The 24,443-nt window shown below is 71.8% G+C and carries 24 protein-coding genes; 17 read left to right on the forward strand and 7 right to left on the reverse strand.

Annotated features, from left to right (window positions below; genetic code table 11):
- Nucleotides 1-553 (reverse strand): DUF6049 family protein (locus tag AB0P29_RS11315; protein WP_363379839.1); only part of this gene is annotated, 553 nt, incomplete at its 3' end.
- Between the two features lie 107 nt (nt 554-660).
- On the opposite strand from AB0P29_RS11315, the gene AB0P29_RS11320 reads away from it, so the two are divergent.
- Both AB0P29_RS11320 and AB0P29_RS11325 read left to right on the forward strand, forming a co-directional pair.
- Complete coding sequence (locus AB0P29_RS11320) at nt 661-2,184, forward strand: methyltransferase (protein ID WP_363379840.1); 1,524 nt, start codon at nt 661-663, stop codon at nt 2,182-2,184.
- A gap of 38 nt (nt 2,185-2,222) precedes the next feature.
- Nucleotides 2,223-3,650, forward strand: a complete 1,428-nt coding sequence (locus tag AB0P29_RS11325) for a CCA tRNA nucleotidyltransferase (RefSeq protein ID WP_363379841.1) — start codon at nt 2,223-2,225, stop codon at nt 3,648-3,650.
- Between the two features lie 21 nt (nt 3,651-3,671).
- On the opposite strand, the gene AB0P29_RS11330 is transcribed toward AB0P29_RS11325, so the two are convergent.
- The gene (locus AB0P29_RS11330) at nt 3,672-4,067 is read right to left on the reverse strand and encodes a hypothetical protein (protein WP_253036012.1); all 396 of its coding nucleotides are present in this window, start codon (nt 4,065-4,067) and stop codon (nt 3,672-3,674) included.
- Nucleotides 4,068-4,252: 185 nt separating this feature from the next.
- Between AB0P29_RS11330 and AB0P29_RS11335 the strand changes: the two genes are divergently transcribed.
- The 8 genes from AB0P29_RS11335 to AB0P29_RS11370 all read left to right on the forward strand — a co-directional run bounded on the left by AB0P29_RS11335 (nt 4,253) and on the right by AB0P29_RS11370 (nt 13,552).
- Nucleotides 4,253-5,566 (forward strand): GAF domain-containing protein, encoded by a 1,314-nt coding sequence (locus AB0P29_RS11335; RefSeq protein WP_363379842.1) that lies wholly within the window; start codon nt 4,253-4,255, stop codon nt 5,564-5,566.
- 168 nt (nt 5,567-5,734) lie between these two features.
- Nucleotides 5,735-7,282 (forward strand): aldehyde dehydrogenase family protein, encoded by a 1,548-nt coding sequence (locus tag AB0P29_RS11340; protein WP_311286667.1) that lies wholly within the window; start codon nt 5,735-5,737, stop codon nt 7,280-7,282.
- 11 nt (nt 7,283-7,293) lie between these two features.
- On the forward strand, nt 7,294-7,680 hold the full coding sequence (locus AB0P29_RS11345) for a DUF779 domain-containing protein (RefSeq protein WP_217528859.1): 387 nt from the start codon (nt 7,294-7,296) through the stop codon (nt 7,678-7,680).
- A 66-nt stretch (nt 7,681-7,746) separates the two neighbouring features.
- A complete protein-coding gene (locus AB0P29_RS11350; RefSeq protein ID WP_363379845.1) occupies nt 7,747-8,724 on the forward strand; it encodes a glycosyltransferase family 2 protein in 978 nt (325 codons plus the stop codon).
- On the forward strand, nt 8,721-10,073 hold the full coding sequence (locus AB0P29_RS11355; protein WP_363379846.1) for a polysialyltransferase family glycosyltransferase: 1,353 nt from the start codon (nt 8,721-8,723) through the stop codon (nt 10,071-10,073). The genes AB0P29_RS11350 and AB0P29_RS11355 overlap by 4 nt, the downstream gene beginning before the upstream one ends.
- Nucleotide 10,074: 1 nt before the next feature.
- A complete protein-coding gene (locus AB0P29_RS11360; protein WP_363379848.1) occupies nt 10,075-11,238 on the forward strand; it encodes an acylneuraminate cytidylyltransferase in 1,164 nt (387 codons plus the stop codon).
- A gap of 104 nt (nt 11,239-11,342) precedes the next feature.
- A complete protein-coding gene (locus tag AB0P29_RS11365; protein ID WP_363379849.1) occupies nt 11,343-12,215 on the forward strand; it encodes an N-acetylneuraminate synthase family protein in 873 nt (290 codons plus the stop codon).
- Complete coding sequence (locus AB0P29_RS11370; RefSeq protein ID WP_363379850.1) at nt 12,212-13,552, forward strand: DUF6716 putative glycosyltransferase; 1,341 nt, start codon at nt 12,212-12,214, stop codon at nt 13,550-13,552. The genes AB0P29_RS11365 and AB0P29_RS11370 overlap by 4 nt, the downstream gene beginning before the upstream one ends.
- Nucleotides 13,553-13,629: 77 nt before the next feature.
- On the opposite strand, the gene AB0P29_RS11375 is transcribed toward AB0P29_RS11370, so the two are convergent.
- Nucleotides 13,630-14,538, reverse strand: coding sequence for a LysR family transcriptional regulator (locus AB0P29_RS11375; RefSeq protein ID WP_363379851.1), 909 nt, complete (start codon nt 14,536-14,538; stop codon nt 13,630-13,632).
- A gap of 144 nt (nt 14,539-14,682) precedes the next feature.
- On the opposite strand from AB0P29_RS11375, the gene AB0P29_RS11380 reads away from it, so the two are divergent.
- Both AB0P29_RS11380 and AB0P29_RS11385 read left to right on the forward strand, forming a co-directional pair.
- Nucleotides 14,683-16,065, forward strand: coding sequence for an MFS transporter (locus AB0P29_RS11380; protein WP_363379852.1), 1,383 nt, complete (start codon nt 14,683-14,685; stop codon nt 16,063-16,065).
- Nucleotides 16,062-16,808, forward strand: coding sequence for a 3-hydroxybutyrate dehydrogenase (locus AB0P29_RS11385; RefSeq protein WP_363379853.1), 747 nt, complete (start codon nt 16,062-16,064; stop codon nt 16,806-16,808). Before AB0P29_RS11380 ends, AB0P29_RS11385 begins: the two co-directional genes overlap by 4 nt.
- An 89-nt stretch (nt 16,809-16,897) precedes the next feature.
- Here the strand turns inward: AB0P29_RS11385 and AB0P29_RS11390 are convergent, their stop codons facing one another.
- The 3 genes from AB0P29_RS11390 to AB0P29_RS11400 form a co-directional block, all read right to left on the reverse strand.
- Nucleotides 16,898-18,016 carry a hypothetical protein gene (locus AB0P29_RS11390; RefSeq protein WP_363379854.1) on the reverse strand — a complete coding sequence of 373 codons (1,119 nt, stop codon included), beginning with the start codon at nt 18,014-18,016 and terminating at the stop codon, nt 16,898-16,900.
- Nucleotides 18,013-18,993 carry a hypothetical protein gene (locus tag AB0P29_RS11395; RefSeq protein WP_363379855.1) on the reverse strand — a complete coding sequence of 327 codons (981 nt, stop codon included), beginning with the start codon at nt 18,991-18,993 and terminating at the stop codon, nt 18,013-18,015. The genes AB0P29_RS11390 and AB0P29_RS11395 overlap by 4 nt, the downstream gene beginning before the upstream one ends.
- Nucleotides 18,994-19,084: 91 nt before the next feature.
- The gene (locus AB0P29_RS11400; protein ID WP_363379856.1) at nt 19,085-19,540 is read right to left on the reverse strand and encodes a VOC family protein; all 456 of its coding nucleotides are present in this window, start codon (nt 19,538-19,540) and stop codon (nt 19,085-19,087) included.
- A 90-nt stretch (nt 19,541-19,630) separates the two neighbouring features.
- On the opposite strand from AB0P29_RS11400, the gene AB0P29_RS11405 reads away from it, so the two are divergent.
- The 5 genes from AB0P29_RS11405 (at nt 19,631) to rplI (ending at nt 22,355) form a co-directional block, all read left to right on the forward strand.
- Nucleotides 19,631-20,578: a WYL domain-containing protein gene (locus AB0P29_RS11405; protein WP_363379857.1), complete on the forward strand. Its 948-nt coding sequence runs from the start codon at nt 19,631-19,633 to the stop codon at nt 20,576-20,578.
- A 112-nt stretch (nt 20,579-20,690) separates the two neighbouring features.
- Nucleotides 20,691-21,056: a 30S ribosomal protein S6 gene (gene rpsF / locus AB0P29_RS11410; RefSeq protein ID WP_269454691.1), complete on the forward strand. Its 366-nt coding sequence runs from the start codon at nt 20,691-20,693 to the stop codon at nt 21,054-21,056.
- A 5-nt stretch (nt 21,057-21,061) separates the two neighbouring features.
- Nucleotides 21,062-21,583 (forward strand): single-stranded DNA-binding protein, encoded by a 522-nt coding sequence (locus tag AB0P29_RS11415; protein WP_064002776.1) that lies wholly within the window; start codon nt 21,062-21,064, stop codon nt 21,581-21,583.
- Nucleotides 21,584-21,636: 53 nt separating this feature from the next.
- A complete protein-coding gene (rpsR, locus tag AB0P29_RS11420; RefSeq protein WP_005054609.1) occupies nt 21,637-21,891 on the forward strand; it encodes a 30S ribosomal protein S18 in 255 nt (84 codons plus the stop codon).
- A gap of 11 nt (nt 21,892-21,902) precedes the next feature.
- Complete coding sequence (gene rplI, locus AB0P29_RS11425; protein ID WP_064002775.1) at nt 21,903-22,355, forward strand: 50S ribosomal protein L9; 453 nt, start codon at nt 21,903-21,905, stop codon at nt 22,353-22,355.
- A 232-nt stretch (nt 22,356-22,587) separates the two neighbouring features.
- Here rplI and AB0P29_RS11430 read toward each other — a convergent pair whose 3' ends face one another.
- Nucleotides 22,588-24,381 carry an LPXTG cell wall anchor domain-containing protein gene (locus AB0P29_RS11430; RefSeq protein ID WP_363379858.1) on the reverse strand — a complete coding sequence of 598 codons (1,794 nt, stop codon included), beginning with the start codon at nt 24,379-24,381 and terminating at the stop codon, nt 22,588-22,590.
- Between the last annotated feature and the right edge of the window lie 62 nt (nt 24,382-24,443).

The raw sequence follows: 24,443 nt of genomic DNA on the forward strand, positions 1-24,443 counted from the left end.
CGATCTGACGAGCCGGTGCGCCGGTGTCGGGGACGACGAGGACGGTCCGCGCGCGGAGACTGTCCTCGCCGGTGCCGTAGACAGCCCGGACCGGGTACACCCCCGGGTCGAGGTCGTCGATGGGGGCATCGCCCGCGTCGATCGTGAGCGCGGCGGATGCCGACTGCTCGGACGCGACCTCGGGCATCGCGATCTCGCCCACGTCGTCGAACGACGCGCCCGTCGAGCCGCTGTCGAGCCACGAGGCGATCGCCGCGGTCGACACGAGGGGATCGGAGCCGATCCCCACGGTCGCCGTGCCGGCGGGGACGGCGTCCGGGCCCGGGTTGTCGGCCGTGAGTGTGAGTGTCAGATCGCCGGATGCGGGGACCACCCCGCCCGCGCCCGGCGCGAGGGTGGCGGTGACGGTCTGGTCGGGCGCGTCGTCGACCGCGGCGAAGGCCGCCGGGGCCGGGGCGGCGAGGGCGATCACGGCCGTCGCTGCCGCCGCCGTACGCAGCCACCGGGATCGGCGAGGCGGACGTCGGCCCGGAGCAGGCGAGATGAAGGTCATGAAGAGGTCGATTCCCGTGCGATCGATGACCGCACCATCGGGAGTGATTCTAGGGTCCCCGTCCTGCGGAGCCCCTGATTGGGCCCCGAGGTCGGTTGAATGGGACGGTGAGCGACATCCGGCATCCCGACCCGTCCACGACCGCCGCGCTCCGCGCCGACCTCGCCGCCGCCGGGTACACGGCCGACGCCGTCCGCGCCGCGTGGGGACCGCTCGCCGACGACGCGATCGGCCGCGGCCTGCTCGCGCCCGCCCGGCGCGCGCTCGCGGGCCGCAGCGACGCGCTCGCGGTGCTGTGCCGCACGCTCTTCCTCGGTGATGCCGCCCCGGCCGCGGACCTCGACCGCGCGCTGCCGACCGCCGGTGTCGCGGGTCTCGTGACGCTCGGGATCGTGCGCGTCGAGGGCGGAACCGCGACACCGCTCGTGCTGCTGCGCCCGCAGGACTACACGGATGCCGCCGGCTCGGGGTGGTGGTGGATCGTGAGCGACCTCGACGAGGCGGCGCTGGGCGGCGCGCTGCCGACCGGGCACGTCCTGGGCGTCGGCGGCGCCTCGCTCACGCTCGCCGGTCTGCAGCTCGACACCCCCGCGCGACGCGTACTCGACGTAGGGACGGGATGCGGCATCCAGGCCCTGCGGGCGCGGCGGAGCGCGTCGAGCGTCGTCGCGACCGACGTGTCGGAGCGGGCGCTGCGGTTCACGCTGCTGAACGCCGCGCTCAACGACGTCGACGGGATCGAGGTGCGCCACGGCAGCCTGTTCGAGCCCGTCGCGGGCGAGGAGTTCGACCGCGTCGTCTCGAATCCCCCGTTCGTCATCACGCCGCGCGTCGCCGGGGTGCCCGAGTACGAGTACCGGGATGCCGGTTTCGCGGGCGACGACCTCGTCGCGGCGTTCGTGTCGGGCGTCGGCGAAGTGCTCGCCCCCGGCGGGACGGCGCAACTGCTCGGCAACTGGGAGTATCGCGACGGGCGGGACGGTCTCGACCGCGTGCGCGAGTGGGTCGCTGCATCCGCTCACCCGCTCGACGCATGGATCGTGGAACGAGAGCAGCTCGACCCGCTCGCGTACGCCGAACTGTGGGTGCGCGACGGCGGCACGGCGCCGGGGAGCCCCGACTACGCCCGCCTCATCGACGCGTGGCTCGCCGACTTCGCCGCGCGCGGGGTGACGGCGGTCGGCTTCGGGTACCTGCTGCTGCGACGGACGCCGATCGGAATGCCGCCCCTCGCCCGTTACGAGCGCGTCACCCAGCCGGTGCCCGGCGCCCTGGGGCCGCACCTGGGGGCCGCGCTCGCGGCGTGGGACCGCCTCGGGCTGCTCGACGACGTCGGACTGGCCGAGGCGACCGCGGTCGTGGCGTCGGACGTCACCGAGGCCCGCCACCACCGCCCGGGAGCCGAGGAACCCTCGGTGATCGAGCTGCGCCAGGGCGCCGGATTCGGGCGCGTGCTGAACGTCGACCCCGCGCTGGCCGCCCTCGTCGGCGCGTGCGACGGCGACCTGCCGCTCGGCGTGCTCATCGACGCGATCGCCGACCTGCTCGAGGTGGATGCCGCCGCGCTCCGCGCCGACCTGCTGCCGCGCGTGCGCGAGCTGGCGTTCACGGGGTTCCTGCGCGTGGTGTGAGGCGCGGCGCGCGGGATGCCGTCGGTAGGCTCGTAGGCATGCTGAACATGGCCGAGGGTCTCGCGCGCCTGGGCGCGCTCGCCGAGGCTCCCGTGTCGGCCACGCTCGCCCGCGCGTTCGCGGATGCCGGGTTCGAGCTCGCGATCGTCGGCGGACCCGTCCGCGACGCGCTGCTCGGCCGCACCGTCAACGACCTCGACTACACGACGAACGCGCGACCCGACGACATCCTGCGCATCGTGAAACCGCTCGCGACGGCGACGTGGGACATCGGCCGCGCCTTCGGCACGATCGGCGCGAAGATCCGGGGCGAGCAGGTCGAGATCACGACCTACCGCGCCGACAGCTACGACGGCGCGACCCGTAAACCCACCGTCGAGTTCGGCGACACGCTCGAGCAAGACCTGGTCAGGCGCGACTTCACGGTCAACGCGATGGCGCTCCGCATCCCGGGACCGTCGCTCGTCGACCCGACCGGCGGCGTCGAGGACCTCGTCGGCGGGTCGCTGCGCACCCCCACCGATCCGGACGTCAGCTTCGGCGACGACCCGCTCCGGATGCTGCGCGCCGCCCGCTTCGCGAGCCAGCTCGGCATGGACGTGCACCCTGCGACCCTCGAGGCGATGAGCCGGCTCGCGCCGAGCCTGTCGATCGTGAGCCCCGAGCGCATCCAAGGCGAGCTCGTGAAGCTCCTGTCGACGGAGGCGCCGGACCGCGGCATCCGTCTGCTCGTCGACACCGGCCTCATGGCGCTCTTCCTGCCCGAGGTCCCGGCCCTACGGCTCGAGGTCGACGAGCACCACCACCACAAGGACGTCTACGAGCACTCGCTCACGGTGCTCGCGCAGGCGATCGACCTCGAGAAGCAGCGGCACCCGGGTCAGGCGCCCGACGTGACCCTGCGCCTCGCCGCGCTCCTGCACGACATCGGCAAGCCCGCGACCCGCAAGCTCGAGCCGGGCGGCGCGGTCAGCTTCCACCACCATGACGTCAAGGGCGCGCGGATGGCGCGCAAGCGGCTGCAGGCGCTGCGGTTCGACGGTGCGACGACGGATGCCGTGTGTCAGCTCATCGAGCAGCACCTGCGCTTCTTCGGGTACGCCGAGGGCGCGTGGACCGACTCGGCGGTGCGGCGGTACGTCCGCGACGCGGGCGATCAGCTCGAGCGGCTGCACATCCTCACGCGCGCCGACGTGACGACCCGCAACAAGCGCAAGGCGGCGCGGCTGCGAACCGCGTACGACGACATCGAGTCGCGCATCGCCGCGCTCGCCGAGCAGGAGGAGCTCAACGCGATGCGTCCCGAGCTCGACGGCAACCGGATCCAGGAGGTCCTCGGCATCCGTCCCGGTCGCGAGGTCGGCGAGGCGTACCGGTTCCTGCTCGACATCCGCCTCGACGAGGGGGTCATCGGAGCGGATGCCGCCGAGCAGCGCCTGCGCGAGTGGTGGGCCGCGCGGAGCTGAGCCCGCTTCGCCGCACGCGGCTCAGCGCAGGCGTCGCGCCGCGGTGAGGTCGATGACGAAGAGGACGGCACCCTGGATGACGATCGCGAGACCGTGTCCGCGGGCATCCGCCCGGCTCAGGCGCCCCCCGAACGAGGGCGTACGCGCCGCGAGGTGGGCGCCTGTGGCGACGTAACCGACGTCGAGCGCCGCGTTCACCAGGAGGATGCGGCGCAGCATCCGCTTCTTCGGGACGCTCCGCTGACGGCGGGTGAACGCCGCGAGACCGGCGTCGATCGCGCCCCACATCAGGTTCTGCAGGCCGAACGCGCGGGTGCGCGGGAACAGCGCGAGCGCGCCGCCGACGACGACGGATGCCGTGCCCCACCGCGTCAGGCGGCGGACGACGACGGCGGCGACGGACTTCGCGGAGCTCATGCCTTCATCATGGCCCGGCGGCGGGCCCCGGGCCGCTCGCCTGTCACGATCTGCGGCCGGCGCCGGCGTGTCGTGACGGGCGAGGGAGGATGGTCGCCTCGCCGCGGGCCGCCGCCGCCCTGTCGCTCGCGGGCAGGTCGACCTAGACTGACCGGCACCGCTCCTTCGACGATGATCGGAGCCCCATGAGCTCGCCGTGGTCCGCCCGGGTCGAGGTCGCGCCCGCCACCTCGCGCCTGCTGATCGAGCGCGCGCACGAGGAGCTCCTCGCCGGGAACGCCGGTGACCCGCGACTCGAGGATGTCCGGCCGCTGGTCCGGGAATCGTGGCGCCGGTCGCTGGCCTCGGATGCCGCCGCCGAAGGGCTCCCACGCCTCGACATGACGGCCGACGAGCTCGACGCCTACCGGCGAGCGCACCCGCTCGCGGGCGTCATGGAGATGGTGCGATCGCTCCTGCTGCCCGGTTCCGGCGAGGACTCGGGTGTCATCGTCGCGGTCGGGGATGCCTCGGGTCGCCTCCTCTGGGTCGAGGGCGACCGCGGGGTGCGCACCCTCACCGGCGACATGGGATTCGTCGCCGGCGCGGACTGGGCCGAGGCATCCGTCGGCACGTCGGCGCCCGGTACGGCGCTCGCGCTCGACCGGGCGGTGCAGATCCGGCAGGCAGAGCACTTCAACCGCTTCGTGCAGCCCTGGTCGTGCACCGCGGCGCCGGTCCACGACCCCGAGACCCGGCGCCTGCTCGGGGTGATCGACGTCACCGGCGGCAGCGAGGCCGTGACGCCGCAGGCCCAACTCCTCGTCGATGCGACGGCCCGCGCGATCGAGAGCGAGCTGCTCGTCGGTCGGCTGCGCTCCCGCGCCGAGGCGCCTCGGCGCCGAGCCCCCCGCGCCGCGACCGTCCGGCACGCGACCCTGCGGGTGCTGGGGCGCGACCGGGCGCTGCTCGAGACGGAGGGGGAAGCCGCGGCATCCGTCATCGAGCTCAGCGCACGACACGCGGAGATCCTGCTCATGCTCGCCAGCCATCGCGAAGGCCTGTCGGCCGAGGCCCTCGCCGACCTCGTCTACGGCGAGCCCGCGGTCGAGACCCTGCGACCCGAGATGGTGCGCCTGCGCAGGGTGCTCGAGAAGCAGGCGCCGCAGCTCGTGCCGCTCTCGCGCCCGTACCGGTTGCCCGCGGAGCTCGAGACCGACGTGCAGCACGTCGTGTCGCTGCTCGACCGCGGGGCGCACCGCGTCGCGCTCGCCGCGTACACCGGACCGGTGCTGCCGGACTCGGTCGCGCCCGGGGTGGAGGAGCTGCGCACGTCGGTGCGGGCCACCCTGCGCGAGACGATGATCGGCGAGGCCGGCGTCGAAGCGCTGCTCGCCTACGCCGACAGCGCCGACGGGCGGGAGGATGCCGAGGTGCTCCGCCTGTGCCTGCGCATGCTGCCGCCGCGCTCGCCGCGTCGCCCCGGGCTCGTCGCCCGGCTCGAGGCCCTCACCGCCTGACCCGTCGTTCCCCTGTCGCAAACGGCAGGGCGCCGCGGCGTGTTGCGACAGGCGAAGGCGGGGACGGGGGGATGCCGGGCGCAACCGAATGCAACGTTGCGCGGCGTAGCGTGCCGGCATCCGATCCGCGGCGCTGACGCCGCATCCATGTCCGTCGAAGGAGACAGCATGACCATCGTCGAAGAGGGCGTTTCGAGCGTCTACGCCGCACCCGGCCAACGGGGCGCGGTCGCGGAGTACCGGGCGCGCTACGGCCACTACATCGGCGGCGAGTTCGTCGAGCCGGTGAAGGGCCAGTACTTCGAGAACATCACCCCCGTCACCGGCAAGCCGTTCTGCGAGGTCGGCCGCGGCACCGTGGAGGACATCGACCGCGCGGTCGACGTCGCGTGGAAGGCGTTCGCGTCGTGGAAGAAGACCACGCCCGCCGAGCGCGCCGTCATCCTCAACAAGATCGCCGACCGCATCGAGGAGAACCTCGAGAAGATCGCCGTCGCCGAGACATGGGAGAACGGCAAGCCGGTGCGCGAGACGCTCGCCGCCGACATCCCGCTCGCCGTCGACCACTTCCGCTACTTCGCAGGTGTGCTCCGGGCTCAGGAGGGCTCGCTCAGCCAGATCGACGAGGACACCGTCGCCTACCACTTCCATGAGCCCCTCGGTGTGGTCGGCCAGATCATCCCGTGGAACTTCCCGATCCTCATGGCCACGTGGAAGCTCGCTCCCGCCCTCGCCGCGGGCAACTGCGTCGTGCTCAAGCCCGCCGAGCAGACCCCGGCATCCATCCTGTTCCTGTTCGAGATCATCGGCGACCTGCTTCCGGCGGGCGTCGTCAACATCGTGAACGGCTTCGGGATCGAGGCGGGCGCGCCGCTCGCGCAGCACAAGCGCATCCGCAAGGTCGCCTTCACCGGTGAGACCACGACCGGCCGGCTCATCATGCAGTACGCATCGCAGAACCTCATCCCCGTCACGCTCGAGCTCGGCGGCAAGAGCGCGAACGTCTTCTTCGACGACGTGGCGCGCGACCGCGACGCGTACTACGACAAGGCGCTCGAGGGCTTCACGTTCTTCGCGCTGAACCAGGGCGAGGTGTGCACGTGCCCGTCACGCGCTCTCATCCAGCGGTCGATCTACGACCAGTTCCTGGGCGACGGCCTCGACCGGGTCTCGAAGATCGTGCAGGGCAACCCGCTCGACCCGGCGACCATGATCGGTGCGCAGGCCTCCAACGACCAGCTGGAGAAGATCCTCAGCTACATCGACATCGGAAAGCAGGGCGGCGCCAAGCTGCTGGCCGGCGGTGAGCGGGTCGACCTCGGCGGCGACCTGAGCGGCGGATACTACGTCGCGCCGACGGTGTTCGAGGGCACGAACGACATGCGGATCTTCCAGGAGGAGATCTTCGGCCCGGTCGTCTCGGTGACGAGCTTCGACGACTTCGGCGACGCGATCGACATCGCCAACGACACCCTCTACGGTCTCGGTGCAGGCGTCTGGAGCCGCTCGGCTGACACCATGTACCGGGCGGGACGTGCGATCGAGGCCGGCCGTGTGTGGACGAACACGTACCACCAGTACCCCGCCCACGCGGCCTTCGGCGGGTACAAGCAGTCGGGCATCGGACGCGAGAACCACCTGAAGATGCTCGATCACTACCAGCAGACGAAGAACCTCCTCGTGTCGTACGCCGAAGGCGCGATGGGCTTCTTCTGAGCCGTCACCCCATGACCGACACCACCTACAGCAGGGTCGCCGTCTCGGACGAGGCGGCGGCCCTGCTGCGCACCCTCACCGCGCAGCACGGTCCGCTGATGTTCCATCAGTCGGGCGGATGCTGCGACGGCAGCAGCCCCATGTGCTACCCCGTGGGCATGTTCCTCACCGGCGCGGGCGACGTGAAACTCGGCGAGATCGACGCGGGCCTCGACGATCCGATCGAGGTGTACATGTCGGCATCCCAGTTCGAGTACTGGAAGTACACGCACCTCACGATCGACGTCGTTCCGGGACGCGGGGCGGGGTTCTCGGTCGAGGGGCCGACGGGGATGCGGTTCCTCATCCGGTCCCGGATGCTGACCGACGAGGAGCTCGCCGCCTTCGGGCTCGCCTGAACGCCCGACCACGACCGTTCACCCGGACGCCACCTTCCGGTCACGCCCGCTTGTTTGGATCGCGGCGTGTCCTTACCGATCGTGACCGTCATCCTGCCGGCGAAAGACGCCGGTCCGTACATCGGCACGACCGTCACGACGCTCGGCCGGCAGTTCGAGGACCCGGGCCGCCTGCGCCTCGTGGTCATCGACGACGGCTCGACGGACGACACCCGCGCGCAGGTGCAGCACTTCGCCCGCGAGATGCCCCACGTCGAGATCATCTCGAACGCGCAGCCCGTCGGCCTCGCGGCCGCGCGCAACCAGGGACTGGACCTCGTCGACACCGAGTTCTTCTGCTTCGTCGACGGCGATGACTGGATGCATCCGGACCGTCTCGAGAGCCTCGTGGCCTCGATGCGCCGACTGGAGTGCGACTTCGTCCGCACCGATCATGTGACCGACACCGACGGTCGCCGCCGGCTCATGCGCGCACCGCACGGGCGCCGAGGCCGGGTCGTGTCGCCGCGCGACGCCATCATGCCGGCCGACGAGACGACGATGGTCGACTACCCCTATGCGTGGGCGGGAATGTTCCACCGGCGCGTGTTGGACCAGGGTCTCGCGCACTTCGAGCCGGGCCTGTTCACGGCCGAGGACCGCCCGTGGATCTGGCGCCTGCACCTGCGTGCCGCGTCGTTCGCGGTCGTCGATGCCCCCGCGATCCTGTACCGCCGCGGCGTCACCACCTCGCTCACCCAGGTGCTCGACCGTCGCCAGCTCGACTTCCTCCCGGCGTTCGCGGAGGCGATCCGGGTCGTCGAGGCCGACGACGAGGCCGACCGCTTCCTTCCCAAGATCGCGACGACGACGATGTCGGTGTGCGCCTACCATCTGTTCCGCGCGCGGGCGATGTCGACCGCCGACCGCACGGCGCTGCGCACCGGCATCCGTGACCTGCTGCGCGCCATCCCGGCCGAGCAGATCGACCCGGCGCTGTCGCGGCTGTCGGACCGCCGTCGCCGCATCCTTGCGCGCCTCGTGCGCGAGGTGCGCACCGCATGACGCAGATCTTCGTCCTCAACTCCGCGTACGGACTCATGACCGCTGTCGCGGCGATGGATGCCGGGGCGATCCCAGCATCCCCGTCGGGACGCATCCTCGTCGCCGTGAACGCGGCCATCATCCCCGAAGCCGCCCCGGGCATCGGGGACGCCGCGCACCTGGCCACCCTCCGCGCGCGCTTCGACCGCGTCGTCGACCTGAACGAGCTGCTCGCCCCCGAGCGCCCGCCGCATTGGCGCGTGACCGCGAACGCGGCTCCCATTCTCGAGCGCCTACTGCGCGAGGCGTGGGGGATCGGCGACGCGGCCGTCGAGCTGTTCCTGCAGAGCCCGCAGGTCGCGCCGTCGCGGGTGTTCATCGACGTGTTCGCCGGTGCCGACGTGTCGATCGTCGGCGACGGCCTCATGACGTACTCGCCGATCCGCAATCGCTGGCCGCACACCGTCGCGAGCCGGGTCACCGCCGTCGTCCACGCCGACACCGTGCCGGGCGTCGAGCCGCTGCTGTTCCCCGTTGCCGCTCGAGTGCCCGTGCCACCCGCAGCCCTCCGCGCGGTCGTCGACGAGGTCGCCGCCGCGAAGGACGACCCCGAGATCGATGCGCTCGTGCAGCTCGATCGCCCGGCCCTGGTGCTCGGGCAGTACCTCTCGGCGCTGAAGCTCATCTCGGCCGACGAGGAGCTGCGGATGCAGTGCGACATGATCGACCGTGCGCTCGAGTGGCGCCCGGGCTCGATCGTGTTCAAGCCGCATCCGTCGTCGGCCCCCGCCCTCATCGACGACCTCGCGGCGCACGCCGCCGCGCGCGGGGTGAGCTTCACCGTCTTCCGCGGCGGCACCCCCGCCGAGGTCCTCGCCGTGCGGCTGCCGTTCGTCGGCGCGGTCGCCGGTTTCTCGACGGCCCTGCCCACGCTGCAGGCGCTGACCGGCCTGCCCATCGGCGCCGTCGGCACCGATCTGCTGCTGCAGCGACTCACCCCGTTCGAGAACGGCAACCGCATCCCGGTCACGATCATCGACGCGCTCACCCGTCCGGACTCGCCCTACCCGGGAGAGCGGATGCAGCTGCTCGTCGATGCCGTCGGGTACGCCATGCAGCCGGTCATCGCCGCGCACCTGCGGCCGCGCGCCGAGGAGTTCCTCGCGTCGGCGCCCGCCGCCGAGCGTTCCCGGTATTTCGCCCGCGCGCGCCTGACCTCGCTCGCGCTGCCCGGCGGCGGCACGCCCGGCCTGTTCTCGCGTGCGCTCGGGCAGCGCGACGGCGCGAGTCGCATCACCGAGGTGCAGCTCGCGCTCCGCGGCGCGCGGCGCCGGGGAAAGCGGGCCTGGAAGGCCCTGCGAGGAGGATGACGTGACACCGAGCACCGCCCAGACGATCGCGATCATCCCCGCCCGCGGCGGGTCGAAAGGCGTGCCGGGCAAGAACGTCGCCCGGGTCGGCGGCATCCCGCTCGTTGCGCGCGCCGTCCGTGCTGCGCTGACCTCCGGCGCGATCGACCTCGTCGTCGTCTCGACCGACGACGCCGCTATCGCCGACGCCGCGCGCGCCGCCGGGGCGCGCGTCGTCGACCGCCCCGCCGACATCTCCGGCGACCAGGCCAGCTCCGAGAGCGCGCTGCTGCACGCCCTCGACACCCTCGCGGCCGAGGGGATCACCCCCCGGGTGACGGCATTCCTGCAGGCGACGAGCCCCTTCATCCCCGCCGCCGCCCTCGGCGAGGCGGTGGCGCTCGTGCGGGGCGGCCGCGCCGACAGCGTGTTCTCGGCGCGGGAGAGCTACGAGTTCGTCTGGCGGAGGGATGCCGCCGGTGCGGCATCCGCTCTCGGTCACGACGCCGCACACCGACCGCGCCGGCAGGACCGCGACCCGCACTACGTCGAGACGGGCGCGTTCTACGTCTTCACGACCGACGGGTTCCGGGAGGCCCGGCACCGCTTCTTCGGCCGGACCGGGATCGTCGAGGTCCCCGAGGAGACCGCGATCGAGATCGACGACCCGGCGCAGCTGCGCACCGCGCAGACCCTCGCGCACCTTCTCGAGCCGGCCGAACCCCTCGCCGCGCGGGTCGTCGTGACCGACTTCGACGGCGTCCACACCGACGACACCGCCTGGGTGGATGCCGTCGGCACCGAGCACGTGCGCGTCAGCCGCTCCGACGGCATGGGGGTCGCGCTGCTCCGGCGAGCCGGGGTGCCGGTGCTGATCCTGTCGACCGAGCAGAACGCGGTCGTCGGCGCCCGCGCCGAGAAGCTGCAGGTCGAGGTGATCCACGGCGTCGACGACAAGGCGACCGTGCTGCGGCAGTGGGCGACCGACCGCGGCATCGACCTCGCCGAGACGGCCTACCTCGGCAACGACGTCAACGACCTGCCGGCGATGGCTCTCGTCGGCTGGCCCGTCGCCGTCGCCGACGCCCGGCCCGAGGTCGTCGCCGCCGCGCGCGTCGTGCTGACGCGCCCCGGCGGCGCCGGAGCGGTGCGCGAACTGGCCGACCGCGTCCTCGCCGCACGCTGACGCACCCACCCGACAGCCAGTTGTCCGGTCCTCGCCACCCGGGATTCATCCGTCATTCACGGTCGGAACCGACGCTGAGGGGAGTAACGACGAAAGGACTCGCCATGACGGTGACCATTGGAAACCACGTACTCGGCGGCGGACACCCCGTGTACGTCATCGCCGAGATCGGCCTCAACCACAATGGCGACGTCGAGCTCGCCAAGCGTCTGATCGACGTCGCCGCCGACGCCGGCGCGAACGCGGTCAAGTTCCAGAAGCGCACCCCCGAGATCGCGACGCCCGCACACATGCGCGACACGCTCCGCGACACCCCGTGGGGCACGATGACCTACCTCGAGTACCGCTACCGCGTCGAGTTCGACCGCGACCAGTACATCGAGATCGGCGACCACGCCACGATGCGCGGCCTCGACTGGTTCGCCTCGCCGTGGGACGTCCCGAGCGTCGAGTTCCTCGAAGACCTCGGCGTCGTCGCCCACAAGGTCGCCTCGGCGAGCCTCACCGACATCGAGCTGCTCGAGGCGCTGCGCGCCACCGGCAAGCCGGTCATCCTCTCGACGGGCATGTCCACGATCGAGCAGATCGACCGCGCGCTCGAGGTGCTCGGCACGGACCGGACGGTGCTCATGCACGCGACGTCGACCTACCCGATGGAGCCCGAGGAGGCGAACATCAAGATGATCGCCTCGCTCCGCGACCGCTACGCCGGCATCCCGGTCGGGTACTCCGGTCACGAGCGCGGCCTGCAGATCTCCCTCGCCGCCGTCGCCCTCGGCGCGGTCGCCGTCGAGCGCCACATCACCCTCGACCGCACGATGTGGGGCTCCGACCACGCCGCCTCGCTCGAGCCGACCGGTCTCGAGCACCTCGTCCGCGACATCCGCGTCATCGAGACGGCTCTCGGCGACGGGGTGAAGCGCATCTACGAGGGTGAGCTCGCCCCCATGGCGAAGCTGCGCCGCGTCCCGGCATGACCATGCGCGGTGACCGTCCGGGACGCCTGCGCGTCGTCGCGATCGCCGACGCCGACTCCTTCGTGAAGTGGTCGGCGGCGCTCGTCGACTCCGCGCCGTCGGTGGACCCCCACCTGCTGCTCGTGAAGACGCCGCTCACGGTGAGCGTGGCGCAGGAGCATGCGGCGTTGGCGGGCACCGGCATCCGTCCCGAGGCGGTCACCCGCCTGGCCTGCGACGACATCGCGGCCTGGCTCGCGAAGGACCGGCCCGACGTCGTCGTCATCGGCGGCCGCGGCCCGTTCGTGCGGCTCGTGATGCGGCAGATCGACCGCGTCGCGCCGCGGCCCGTCGTGGTGTCGGGGCTGCCCGGCATCTCGATCCCCGCCCAGCGCGGCGCCGCGATGTACCGCAAGCACTGCGATCTCATGATCGTGCACTCGCAGCGCGAGCGACGGGCGTTCCGGCACCTGGCCCAGCGCCTCGGCCTCGAGCTGCGCCTCGGACTCGCGACCCTGCCGTTCGCGCGTCCGACGCGTCCGTCCGGGGGCGGCACCGACCTGGTCTTCGCGGCGCAGGCGATCGTTCCGCGCGAGCCCGCCGACCGGGTCGCCATCGCGGGCATCCTGCGGGCCGCGGCCCTCGCCGACCCGTCGCGGCGTGTCGTCGTGAAACTGCGCTCCCGCCCCGAGCTCGGCGAGACCGAGACGCACTACGAGCGCACCGAGCTGACCGAACTGCTGCGGGACCGGCCCGACAACCTCGTCTTCTCGCACGAGCCGATGGCGCAGGCGCTCGCGAACGCCGAGGGGCTCGTCACGGTGAGTTCGACGGCGGCGATCGAGGCCATGGCGATGGGCGTCCCCGTCATCGCCCTCGACACGTTCGGTGTCTCGAAGACCCACCTCAACACCGTGTTCAACGGCAGCGGCGTGCAGGGCAGTGCCGAGGACGTGATCGCCCGCCGGTTCCGCCACCCGAACGCGCAGTGGCTCGCCGACAACTACTTCCACGCCCCCGAGCAGTCGACCTGGTGGTCCGACGTCGAGCAGCTCGTCTCGCTGCGCCGGCGCGGCCTGCTGCCGCCGCGGTTCGTCCCGACGGCCCGCGGGGGCGCACTGCACGAGGCGTGGCAGCGAAAGGCCGTGCTCGGCCGCGAGGACCGCTCGCTCACGGGAGCCGTCGCGCTCGCCGTCGGCGCACCGCTCGTCTGGGGCATCCTCACCGCGCGCAAGGTGCTCGGCCGTCGCGGCGCGGGCAGCTGGTTCGACGACCAGACCGACATCACCGTCACCCCGGCCCGGTACCAGGACCCGATCGTCCGGCCCCGCCGCGCGGCGCTCGTCGCGATCGACTGACGCGGCGCCGGGGCTTCCCCTGTCACAACACGCCGCGCGCGGCCGCCGTTCGTGACAGCGGAGGAGAACGCCGCGCGTCAGCGGCGGCCGGCGAGCATCGCGGCGGCGGCCGCGGTCTCGTCGCGCAGGGCGTCCGCGAGGGCGGCGACCGCCGGGATCCGCAGCGACTCGGGCCGCACGATCATCCAGTACGGCAGCCGCTCGTCGAACTGACCGGGCAGCAGCCGTACGAGGTCGTCGTGCCGGTCGGCGACGAAGCACGGCAGCAGCCCGATCCCCGCCCCCGCCCGGGTCGCCTCGACGTGCACGAAGACGTTCGTCGAGCTCAGTCCGTCGCGCATCTCGGGCACGAGGCGCCGCGGCAGATCGAGGGCGTCGACCTGCAGGATCGCGTCGACGAAGTAGACGAGCGGATGCCGCATGAGCTCGGCGGCGTCGCGCGGCATCCCCTCCCGTTCCAGATAGGCGCGCGAGGCGTACATCCCGAGCGTGTACGCGCCGAGCTCGACGCCCTGCGCGCGCCGGGACTGCGGGGCGCCGACGACCACCTCGATGTCGAGGCCCGGACGGTGCGCGGCGGCCCGCCGGGTCGCGGTGACGATCTCGACGCTCAGGCGCGGGTGCTGCCGGCGCAGCCGCGCGACGGCGGGGGCGGCGATGAAGGCGCTGAACCCGTCCGTCGCCGACATGCGCACGACACCCGCGATCGGGTCGTGGTCCTCGCCGGCGCCGGAGAGCTGCGTCAGCGCGGACTCGATCCGTCCCGCGGTGTCGACCGCCTGGCGGCCGAGCGCCGTGAGCTCCCAGCCCCCGCCTGACTGCGCGACGAGGCGCCCGCCGACCGCGTCCTCGAGGGCCGCGATGCGACGCGCGACCGTCGTGTGGTCGACGCCGAGGGCGTTCGCCGCCGTCGTGTAGCGACCCGACCGGGCGACGGCGAGCAGCACGAGCAGGTCATCGGCGCGGAGGCGACCACGGGCATCCATGTGTGCAATTCTGCACACGAAGGGTGCAGGACTGGGCATTGATCCTCATGGTGCGCGGTGCGCAGACTGTGGGGCGGACGCCACCGCGTCCCGCGTCAGAGCAGACCACCCCGGATGTCATCGACGACATCGATCGGAGAGACCATGTCAGCCCCCACCCGCGCCGCCGAACCCGCGGCATCCGCCACCCCGTCCGGCCTGCGCCGCGTCGTCGCCGCCTCGATGGCCGGCACCGTCGTCGAGTGGTACGAGTTCTTCCTCTACGCCACCGCCGCGAGCCTGGTGTTCGGCACCTACTTCTTCCCGCAGACCGGCTCGTCGCTCGACGGGATCATCGCCGCCTTCGTCACCTACGCGGTCGGTTTTGTCGCGCGGCCGCTCGGCGGCGTCGTGTTCGGCCAGATCGGCGACCGCTTCGGTCGCAAGCCCACCCTGCAGGCGACGATCATCATCGTCGGCGTCGCGACCTTCCTGATGGGGTGCCTGCCCGGCTTCGTCGAGATCGGGTACTGGGCCCCCGCGCTGCTGGTCGCGCTGCGTTTCCTGCAGGGCTTCGCCGTCGGCGGCGAGTGGGGCGGTGCCGTGCTCCTCGTCGCCGAGCAGAGCCCGAACCGGTCACGGGCGTTCTGGTCGAGCTGGCCGCAGGCCGCCGTGCCCGTCGGCAACCTGCTCGCGACGCTCGTGCTGCTCATCACCTCGTGGGTGTTGAGCTCCGAGGACTTCCTCGGCTGGGGATGGCGCATCGCCTTCTGGCTGTCGGCCGTCATCGTCCTCGTCGGCTTCTACATCCGCCGTCACGTCGAGGAGGCGCCGATCTTCCTCGAGGCCAAGGCGCAGGTCGAGGCCGAGAAGGCGGTCTCGTACGGCGTCGTCGAGGTGCTGCGTCGCTACCCGGTCGGCGTGCTGCAGGCCATGGGCGTGCGGTTCGCGGAGAACATCGTCTACTACATCGTCGTCAGCTTCTCGATCGTCTACCTGAAGACGGTGCACGAGTACGACACCAGCCAGCTGCTGCTCGCCCTGCTCATCGCGCACGTCGTGCACTTCCTCGTGATTCCGCAGGTGGGGCGCCTCGCCGACCGGTTCGGCCGCCGGCCCGTCGCCCTGACGGGCGCGATCCTCAGCGCGACGTGGGCGTTCTTCGCCTTCCCGCTGTTCGACACCCTGAACCCCGGGCTCATCGTGCTCGCCGTGACCGTCGGACTCACCTTCCACGCGTTCCTGTACGCGCCGCAGCCGGCGATCATGGCCGAGCTGTTCCCGACCCGCATGCGCTACTCGGGAGTCTCGCTCGGCGCGCAGGTGACGGCCATCGCCGCCGGGTCGCTCGCCCCGATCCTCGCGACGCAGTGGCTGCGCGACTACGGCTCGTGGACCCCGGTCTCGATCTACATCGCGATCGCCTGCCTCATCACCGGCACCACGATTGTCCTGATGCGCGAGACGAAGGGCGCCTCCCTGCACGCGATCGACGAAGCGGATGCCGTCCGCACGGCCGAACTGCTCCGTGAGAAGGAGCGCGCATGACCGACCTCACCGGCCGGACCGCCCTGGTCACGGGTGGCGCGAGCGGCATCGGGGCGGCGTGCGCCTCGGCGCTCGCCGCCGCCGGTGCCCGGGTGACGGTCGCGGACGTCGACGCCGACGGCGCGCAGCGGGTCGCTGCCGCCGTCGGCGGCGAGGCGTGGGCCGTGGACCTGAGCGACACGACGGCCCTCGCCGACCTGCGGCTGGACGTCGACATCCTCGTGAACAACGCCGGCATCCAGCACGTCCGCCCCATCGAGCAGTTCGAGCCCGAGCGGTTCTCGTTCATGATGCGCCTCATGCTCGAGGCGCCGTTCCTGCTCATCCGCGCGGCGCTGCCCGCCATGTACGAGCGCGGGTTCGGCCGCATCCTGAACATGTCGAGCGTGCACGGACTCGTGGCATCCCCCTACAAGTCGGCCTACGTCGCCGCGAAGCACGGTCTCGAGGGACTGTCGAAGGCGACCGCCCTCGAGGGCGGCGCCCACGGGGTCACGAGCAACTGCATCAACCCCGGGTACGTGCGCTCGCCGTTGGTCGAGAAGCAGATCGCCGATCAGGCGAAGCTGCACGGCATCGGCGAGGACGAGGTGCTGTCGCAGGTGCTGCTCGCCGAGGCCGCGGTCAAGCGCCTCGTCGAACCCGAGGAGGTCGCCGCCCTCGCGGTGTGGCTGGCGGGACCGGATGCCGGCATGGTCAGCGGCGCGAGCTACACGATGGACGGCGGCTGGTCCGCCCGCTGAGCCCCCCGGCCTTCCCCTGTCACAACACGCCGCGCGCGGCTGCTGTTTGTGACAGGGGAAGGGGGGATGCCGCGGCGCGGCGCGCCGGGTCAGCGGAAGATCGCGTCGAGCAGGCCGCTCTGCATCGCGAAGACGCCGAGGACGAAGAGCCCGCCGATGATGATGGCGGGCCACGAGACGCCGCCCTTCAGGCGGCGGCCCTGCGCGGCGACCCCCGGCGGCGGGCGCAGCGTGCCGAGCGGCGGGGCGAACGGCAGCGAGTCGGCCGTCGCGCCCGGCACAGCCGCGGTCTGCGTGAGCCGGTCGTCGCGCCAGCGCTCCCACTGCGCGAGCTTGTCGAGCAGGGCGCCGACGGCCGAGAACAGCCACGCCCACGTGTTCGGGTCGAGGGTCGACAGGTCGCGCTTCGCGTAGAGGAACAGCCAGTCGTCCACGATCTCGACGTCGAGCTGCGCGGCGTGGTCGATGAAGCGCGCCATGATGTCGGGCGTGAAGAGGTAGAGCGCGTCCTGCTCGTACCCCTGCGGGCAGTAGAGCGCGAAGTGCTGGTCGAAGTCGCCTTCGAGGCTGAGTCGCTGGTCCTTGTCGAACGCCTGCGGCAGGTTCGAGCCGAAGAGTCCGTTGTTGCCGGTCGCGTCGAGCACGATATGCGGCAGCGGCGTCGCCAGCCGGATCGCGACGTACCCCCAGCGGTGGGTCGTCTGGTTCTTGCCCGACCCGGTCGTGTAGCGGTAGTTCGCGAACTCGACGAACCGCGGACGCTCGCCGCGCAGGATGTCGCTCGACTTCCGCGAGTGACCGTGCGAGAAGATCATGCCCGGCAGCGGCGGAGCGGATGCCTGGGCGTACCAGGTCAGCCCGTTCGCCCGCGCGAACCGCTCGAGTCGGTAGATCCGTTCGTGCGACCCCTTGAGCCCGCGGATGATGAGCGAGACGACGCCGATCGCGAAGATCGCGACGACCACGACGAACCCGATCGCGAGCGGGTTGTCGTTCGACCCGCGGAGGAACGCGCCCAACACCGCGATGAACACGTTGACCATGAAGAAGCCGACGAACAGGAACACCGCGACGGCGATGACGATGCCCCACACGTTGCCGCCCGAGGGCAGCCGACCGGCGGCGAGCAGCTCCTTGCGGTGGGCCGAGACGGCCGCACGGTCGACCGGCTCGGTGAGCGGAGTCGGGTCGAAGGTGGATGTGCTCATCGGTTCACCTCGTCGGAGTCGGACGTCAGGGCGGCGCCTTCGGGGATCTCGAGTGCTTCGAGATCGGATGCCGCGATCAGGGCGGCGATCAGTTCGCGGGACCCGCCGATCACCGTCGAGTCGTAATCGACCTCGGAGACGAGCACCCACGCACGATCCGCCGGCCAGACCAAGCTCGGGCTGAGCGCCGACGGCTCGAAGCCGTGCTCCTCTGCCGGCCGGTCGCGCCAGGGCACGTCGAGGAACCAGTCCGGACGGGCGAGCTCGCTGACGCCGCCGCGGAAGAGGACGTGTCCCCGGCCCGGGAGCTCGAGCCGAGGACTCTCGGAGATCTCGCGCGAGAGGATGCCCTCCTGCCAGCTCTCCTTGCGGAACACGTTGTTCCACGCGTCCTTCACGCTCGTGCCGAGCATCTGATTGTGGTGAGCGAGGACGGGGTCGGCCGGATCGCCCATCTGGAAGAACGCGCGTGACGGGCCGGCGCCCATGTGTCCGAGCAGCGCGCCGTGACCCTCCCAGAGCGCGACGATCCCGTCGTCCGGCGTGGTCGTGTGCTGCGCGAGGATCGACGCGAGCGCTGCGAGCAGCTCGGGCAGGAGCTGCCCGCTCTCGGGGGGATCGACCCAACGCCCGTCGGGCGTGACGAGCGTGCCGCCCGTGTCCTCCTGTTGCGTCAGGCTCGACCACTGGGCGGTGGGGTGGAACACGGCGCCGAAGATCCCCGCCGCCTCACGCCACGAGAGGTCACGCGTGACGAGGCGCTCGCTCACGCGGAGGTGCTCGTCGGCCGTGACCGCCACCCACTCCTCGATAGTGGGCAGCCGCTCACCAGGGAGCTCGGTGACGGATGCCGGGTGGAACACCCGCGCGTACGCCTCGAACCCGCGCGGCACGACGTCGTGCATCGTCCAGGTCCACGGGTCGTCGAGGCGCTCGCGCAACCAGTCGCCGGCCGAGACGTCCGCGGTCCACTCCATGACGGCCACGGTACCGGCCGGCCGGTCCCGGGAACGGGACGGATGCTGCGAGGGACCGGCATCCGTCCCGTTCGTCGTCAGGCGACCCGGCTCACGCGGTGCGCACGTCGACGACCCAGGTCACGCCGAAGCGGTCGGTGAGCATGCCGAACCCCGCGCTCCACGCCGACGCGGCGAGCGGTTCGATGACGGTCGCGCCCTCGGCGAGGGCGTCCCAGCGTGCGGTGACCTCGTCGAGGGTGTCGCCCTGCAGCGAGACGAAGAAGGTGCGGTCGGTGAGCGTCATCCCGTTCTCGCGGTGCGTCGTGCCCGCGACCGCCTCGGCGCCGGCGGCGGGCCCCGGGACGTCGTACGCCATGAGGCGGAATCCGTCCGCCGCGACGAGGATGCCGAAGACGACCGTGTCGGCGCCGGGTGCGTCGGCGGGCATCCCGAGGTCGGCGTAGGTGGTCACCATCGGCTGGCCGTCGAAGACGCGGGCGTAGAACTCGAGGGCCTCGCGCGCGGTGCCGCGGAAGTTGAGGTGGGTCGTGGTGGTGAGGGTCATGATCGTCCTTCGCTGAGTGGCTGTCTGCCTGCAGCGACTCTCCTCCGCGTAGAGGACCGTTTCTGTCCGCTTCTCGACGAGGATGGGGGCATGTCCTCGCCCTCCCACCGGATGCTGAACCTGCTGTCGGTCCTGCAGTCCCGGCGCGACTGGGCGGGGCAGGAGCTCGCCGACCGCCTCGGGGTGACCGTGCGCACCGTGCGACGCGACGTCGACCGGCTGCGCGAACTCGGCTACGCGATCACGGCGGTCAAGGGCCCGTACGGCGGGTACCGCCTCGCGCCCGGCGAGGAGCTGCCGCCGCTCCTGTTCGACGACGAGCAGGCGGTGGCGATCGCGGTCGCGCTGCAGTCGGCATCCGGAGTCGACATCGCGGATGCCGCGGCCCGGGCCCTCGCCATCATGCGGCAGGTCATGCCGTCGCACCTGCGCCACCGCATCGACGGCATCCGGTTCGAGGCGGACGCGGCGGGCGCGCAGGCGGCGCCTACGGTCGTGGCGGCGGTGAGCGCCGCGGCCCGCGATCACCGCACCCTCCGCATCGAGTACCGCGACGACGGCCGCGCCCGGCGGATCGAGCCGCACGCCGTCGTCGTGCGTGACGGCCGCTGGTACGTCGTCGCGTGGGAAGGGGATGCCGCGGACTGGCGCATCCTGCGGCTCGACCGCGTGCGGGTCCGGCAGGGCGGTGGCGTCCCGTTCGAGCCGCGCGAGATCCCCACGGGCGATGCGCGCACCTATCTCTCCGCGAGGTTCAAGGGTTCCGACGAGCAGGACCGCTGGCCTGTGACCGCCGACCTGATCCTGTCGACGCCCGCGCAGCGGGTCGTGCCGTTCCTGGGCGACGCGGAGCTCGAGGACCTCGGCGACGGCCGCAGTCGCGTGCGCGTCGGATCCTGGTCGTGGGCGGGAGCGCTCGCGTGGGCGCTGCGCTTCGACGTCCCGTTCGAGGTGGTGGGGCCACCGGAGCTCGCCGAGGCCGCCGGGGCGCTGGGGCGTCGACTGAGCGATTCCGCGGCGGGGCCGGGCATCCGCTAGACTGTTGTGGTTGTCCGTCTGCGCTCATGCGCAGAATCACCGGACACGTGCATCAACCCTCCTGATGCCGGGAAACGCCCGGCATCCGTTCTAGTCCGAAGGAGGTGGGTTAGTGACGCACATCCACCAGTACGAACTCATGGTGATTCTCGACCCCGAGGTCGACGAGCGCCAGGTTGCTCCCAAGCTCGACGGGTTCCTGAAGGTCATCACCGCTGATGGTGGCTCGATCGACAACGTCGACGTGTGGGGCAAGCGCCGTCTCGCCTACGAGATCCAGAAGAAGACCGAGGGCATCTACGCCGTCGTCAACTTCACCGCCACGAGCGAGGCCACGCAGGAGCTCGACCGTCAGCTCAAGCTGAACGAGCAGATCATGCGCACCAAGGTCCTCCGCGCCGAGGAGGCGATCGCTCAGGTCGCCGCCGAGAAGGAGCGCGCTGAGGCCAAGGCCGCCCGCAAGGCAGCGAAGGCCTAAGGCTCATGGCCGGCGAGACCATCATCACGGTCGTGGGTAACCTCACGGCGGACCCCGAGCTGCGCTACACGCAGAACGGCCTGCCCGTCGCGAACTTCACGATCGCATCGACGCCGCGCAGCTTCGACCGTCAAGCCAACGAGTGGAAGGACGGCGAAGCGCTGTTCATGCGCGCGTCGGTCTGGCGCGAGTTCGCTGAGCACGTCGCAGGCTCGCTCACCAAGGGCATGCGGGTCGTCGCGACCGGCCGCCTGAAGCAGCGCTCCTACCAGGACCGCGAAGGCAACAACCGCACGGCGATCGAGCTGGAGGTCGACGAGATCGGCCCCTCGCTCCGCTACGCCACGGCTCAGGTCACCCGCGCCGCCTCCAACGGCGGCGGTAACGGTGGCGGCGGCTTCGGCGGCGGTCAGCAGCAGTCGCGTCCGCAGGTGCAGCAGGACGAGCCCTGGGCCACGCCCGGGTCCTCGGCTCCTGACGCCTGGAGCGCGCCCGGGACGAGCTACGGCGACGACACCCCGTTCTGATTCGAATTGCGGATGCCGCGGGTCGCGGCATCCATCTCTCTTAAGGAAGACACATGGCTGGAAAGGCAACCGGCGATCGCCGCAAGCCGCGGAAGGGCGCGAAGAACGCCGCTCCCGCGAAGGCGATCCGCGTCGGCGTCATCGACTACAAGGACGTCGCGACGCTTCGCAAGTTCATCTCGGAGCGTGGGAAGATCCGCGCCCGTCGTATCACCGGAGTCTCGGTGCAGGAGCAGCGTCTGATCGCCAAGGCGATCAAGAACGCCCGTGAAATGGCGCTCCTGCCCTACGCCGGCGCTGGCCGGTAAGGAGTACCGACATGGCAAAGCTGATTCTCACGAACGAGGTCGCCGGGCTCGGTAGCGCCGGCGACGTCATCGAGGTCAAGAACGGGTACGCCCGCAACTACCTCATCCCCCAGGGCTTCGCTGTGGCCTGGACCCGCGGTGGCGAGAAGCAGGTGGCGTCGATCCGCGCCGCTCGCGAGTCCCGCGCGATCCACGACCACGAAGAGGCCGTGGCGCTCAAGAACACGCTCGAGTCGAACACGGTCAAGCTGACCGTCAAGGCCGGCGCTGAGGGCCGCCTGTTCGGTTCGGTCAAGACTGCCGATGTGGCCGACGCCGTCAAGGCCGCCGGTCTGGGCGACCTCGACAAGCGCAAGATCCACATCACCTCGCCGATCAAGGCCGTGGGCGAGCACGAGGCGACCGTTCGCCTCGGCGACGAGCTCACCGCCGTGATCACCCTGCAGGTGGTCGCCGCCAAGTAATCCTGGCGCGCGGTTCGATGCCGCGGTCCCTTCCCTCACGGGTCGGGACCGCGGCATCCGTCGTTCCCGGGGCCGTGCGACGTGTTCGCGGATGCAATGGATCTCGGCCGACACGCCGGTGTATGGGGGTGGGGACCCGGCGTGTCACGCAGAATCCATTGCATCCGCAAGGGGGGGTGGGCGGATGCCGCGGGTGGGGGCCCGTGGCATCCGTCCTTCGGGGGGGAGTCGGTCAGACGGTGCGGCGACGCAGCGTAAGCAGCGCACCGCCGGCGATCAGGGTGATCGCAGCCAGGGGCAGCCACGGGGTCGCGACGCCTCCCGTCTGAGCCAGCGCCTGCGGCGTCTCGCCACCGCTGGCCCGGGGGACCATCGGGGCGAGGCTGCCGCCGGGGATCTGACCGTCCGTGCCGTCACCGGGGACCGTGGGCTCGACCGGCGTGGTCGGGTCCGTCGGGTTCACCGGCGTGGTGGGGTCGACCGGGTCCGTGGGGTCGACCGGGTCCGTGGGATCCGTGGGGTCGACCGGGTCCGTGGGATCCGTGGGGTCGACCGGGTCCGTGGGGTCCGTCGGGTCCGTGGGGTCCGTGGGGTCGGTCGGGTCCGTGGGGTCCGTGGGGTCGGTCGGATCCGTCGGGATGCCGGGGTCGGTCACCTCGCTGTCGCCGATGACCGAGACGGCGGTGTCACCGATGGTGATCGGGATGCCGATGGGCAGCACGACCTGCGTACCGCTTCCGACGCCGCCCTCACCGGAGGTGACGGGGCCCGTCGACGTGCCGGTTCCCGGCGTCCCGGTGGAGCCGCCGCCGATCACCGAGCTGTCGCCGATCACCGACACCGCGGTGTCGTCGACCGTCACCGGGATGCCGATCGGGGCGACCACCTGCGTGCCCGAGCCGACACCGTCGGTGCCGTCCGTGGACGGGCCGCCGGTCGTGCCGGATGAGGGCGCTGCGGGGGCCGCGGCATCCGTACCCCCCGTCGTGCTGTCACCGATGACCGAGACCGCGGTGTCGCCGACGGTCACGGGGATCGTGATGGGCGCGACAACCTGGGTGCCCGAGCCGATACCGTCCGAACCGCCCGTGGTGGGCGCTCCGGTCGAGCCGCCCGAGACCGGCGCCGTCGGACCCGACGAGCTCTCGCTCGTGCTGTCACCGATGACCGAGACCGCGGCGTCGTCCACGGTCACGGGGACCGTGATGGGGGCCACGACCTGCGTGCCGGAGCCGATGCCGTCGGTGCCGTCGGTCGAGGGCGCGCCGGTGGTTCCGGTGACCGGTGCGGTGGGCGCGGCGACGTCGGTGCTGTCACTCGTGCTGTCACCGATGACCGAGACCGCCGTGTCGCCGATGGTGACCGGCACGGTGATCGGCGCGACCACCTGCGAGCCCGAGAGGATGCCGTTCGAACCACCCGTGGTCGGCGCTGCGGTCGAACCGCTCGGCGCCGGGGCGGCCGGGGTGGCGGCATCCGTCGACTCGGTGGTGCTGTCGCCGATGACCGAGACCGCGGTGTCGTCCACGGTCACGGGGACCGTGATGGGGGCGACGACCTGGGTGCCGGAGCCGACGCCGTCGGTTCCTTCGGTGGACGGGGCGTCGGCCGGCTCGGCGGGTGCGGGCGCCGGCGCGGCGGGCGCGGCATCCGTCGACTCGGTGGTGCTGTCACCGACGACCGAGACCGCGGTGTCCTTCACCGTGATCGGGACGTTGACGTCGACCAGCGCCTGCGACCCCGAGGCGGCGCCGCCGGCGCCACTCGTGGACCCGGACGAGGTCTCGCGCGGCTGAGCCGGCTCGGCCTCGTCGTCGGACGAGCTGGACGAGTCGCCGATGACCGAGACGGCGGTGTCGCCGACGGTGATCGGGATGTCGACGTTCAGCAGGGCCTGGGTGCCCGAAAGCAGCCCGTCCTCGCCGGACGTCGTCGGTTCTGCGGCCTGTGCGGCCGCCGCGCCGAAGAGCGTGATGCCCCCGGCCACGAGCGTGCCCAGCAGGACACGCGACAACGTGGAGTTCATTTCATCTCTCCTCAAGGATCGACAGGGAATAGGCGCCGGAGCGCCGGCACGCAGAGCGTGCG

The organism is Microbacterium sp. NPDC080220, from assembly GCF_040686395.1.
In the GTDB taxonomy this organism is placed as follows: domain Bacteria; phylum Actinomycetota; class Actinomycetes; order Actinomycetales; family Microbacteriaceae; genus Microbacterium; species Microbacterium gawkjiense.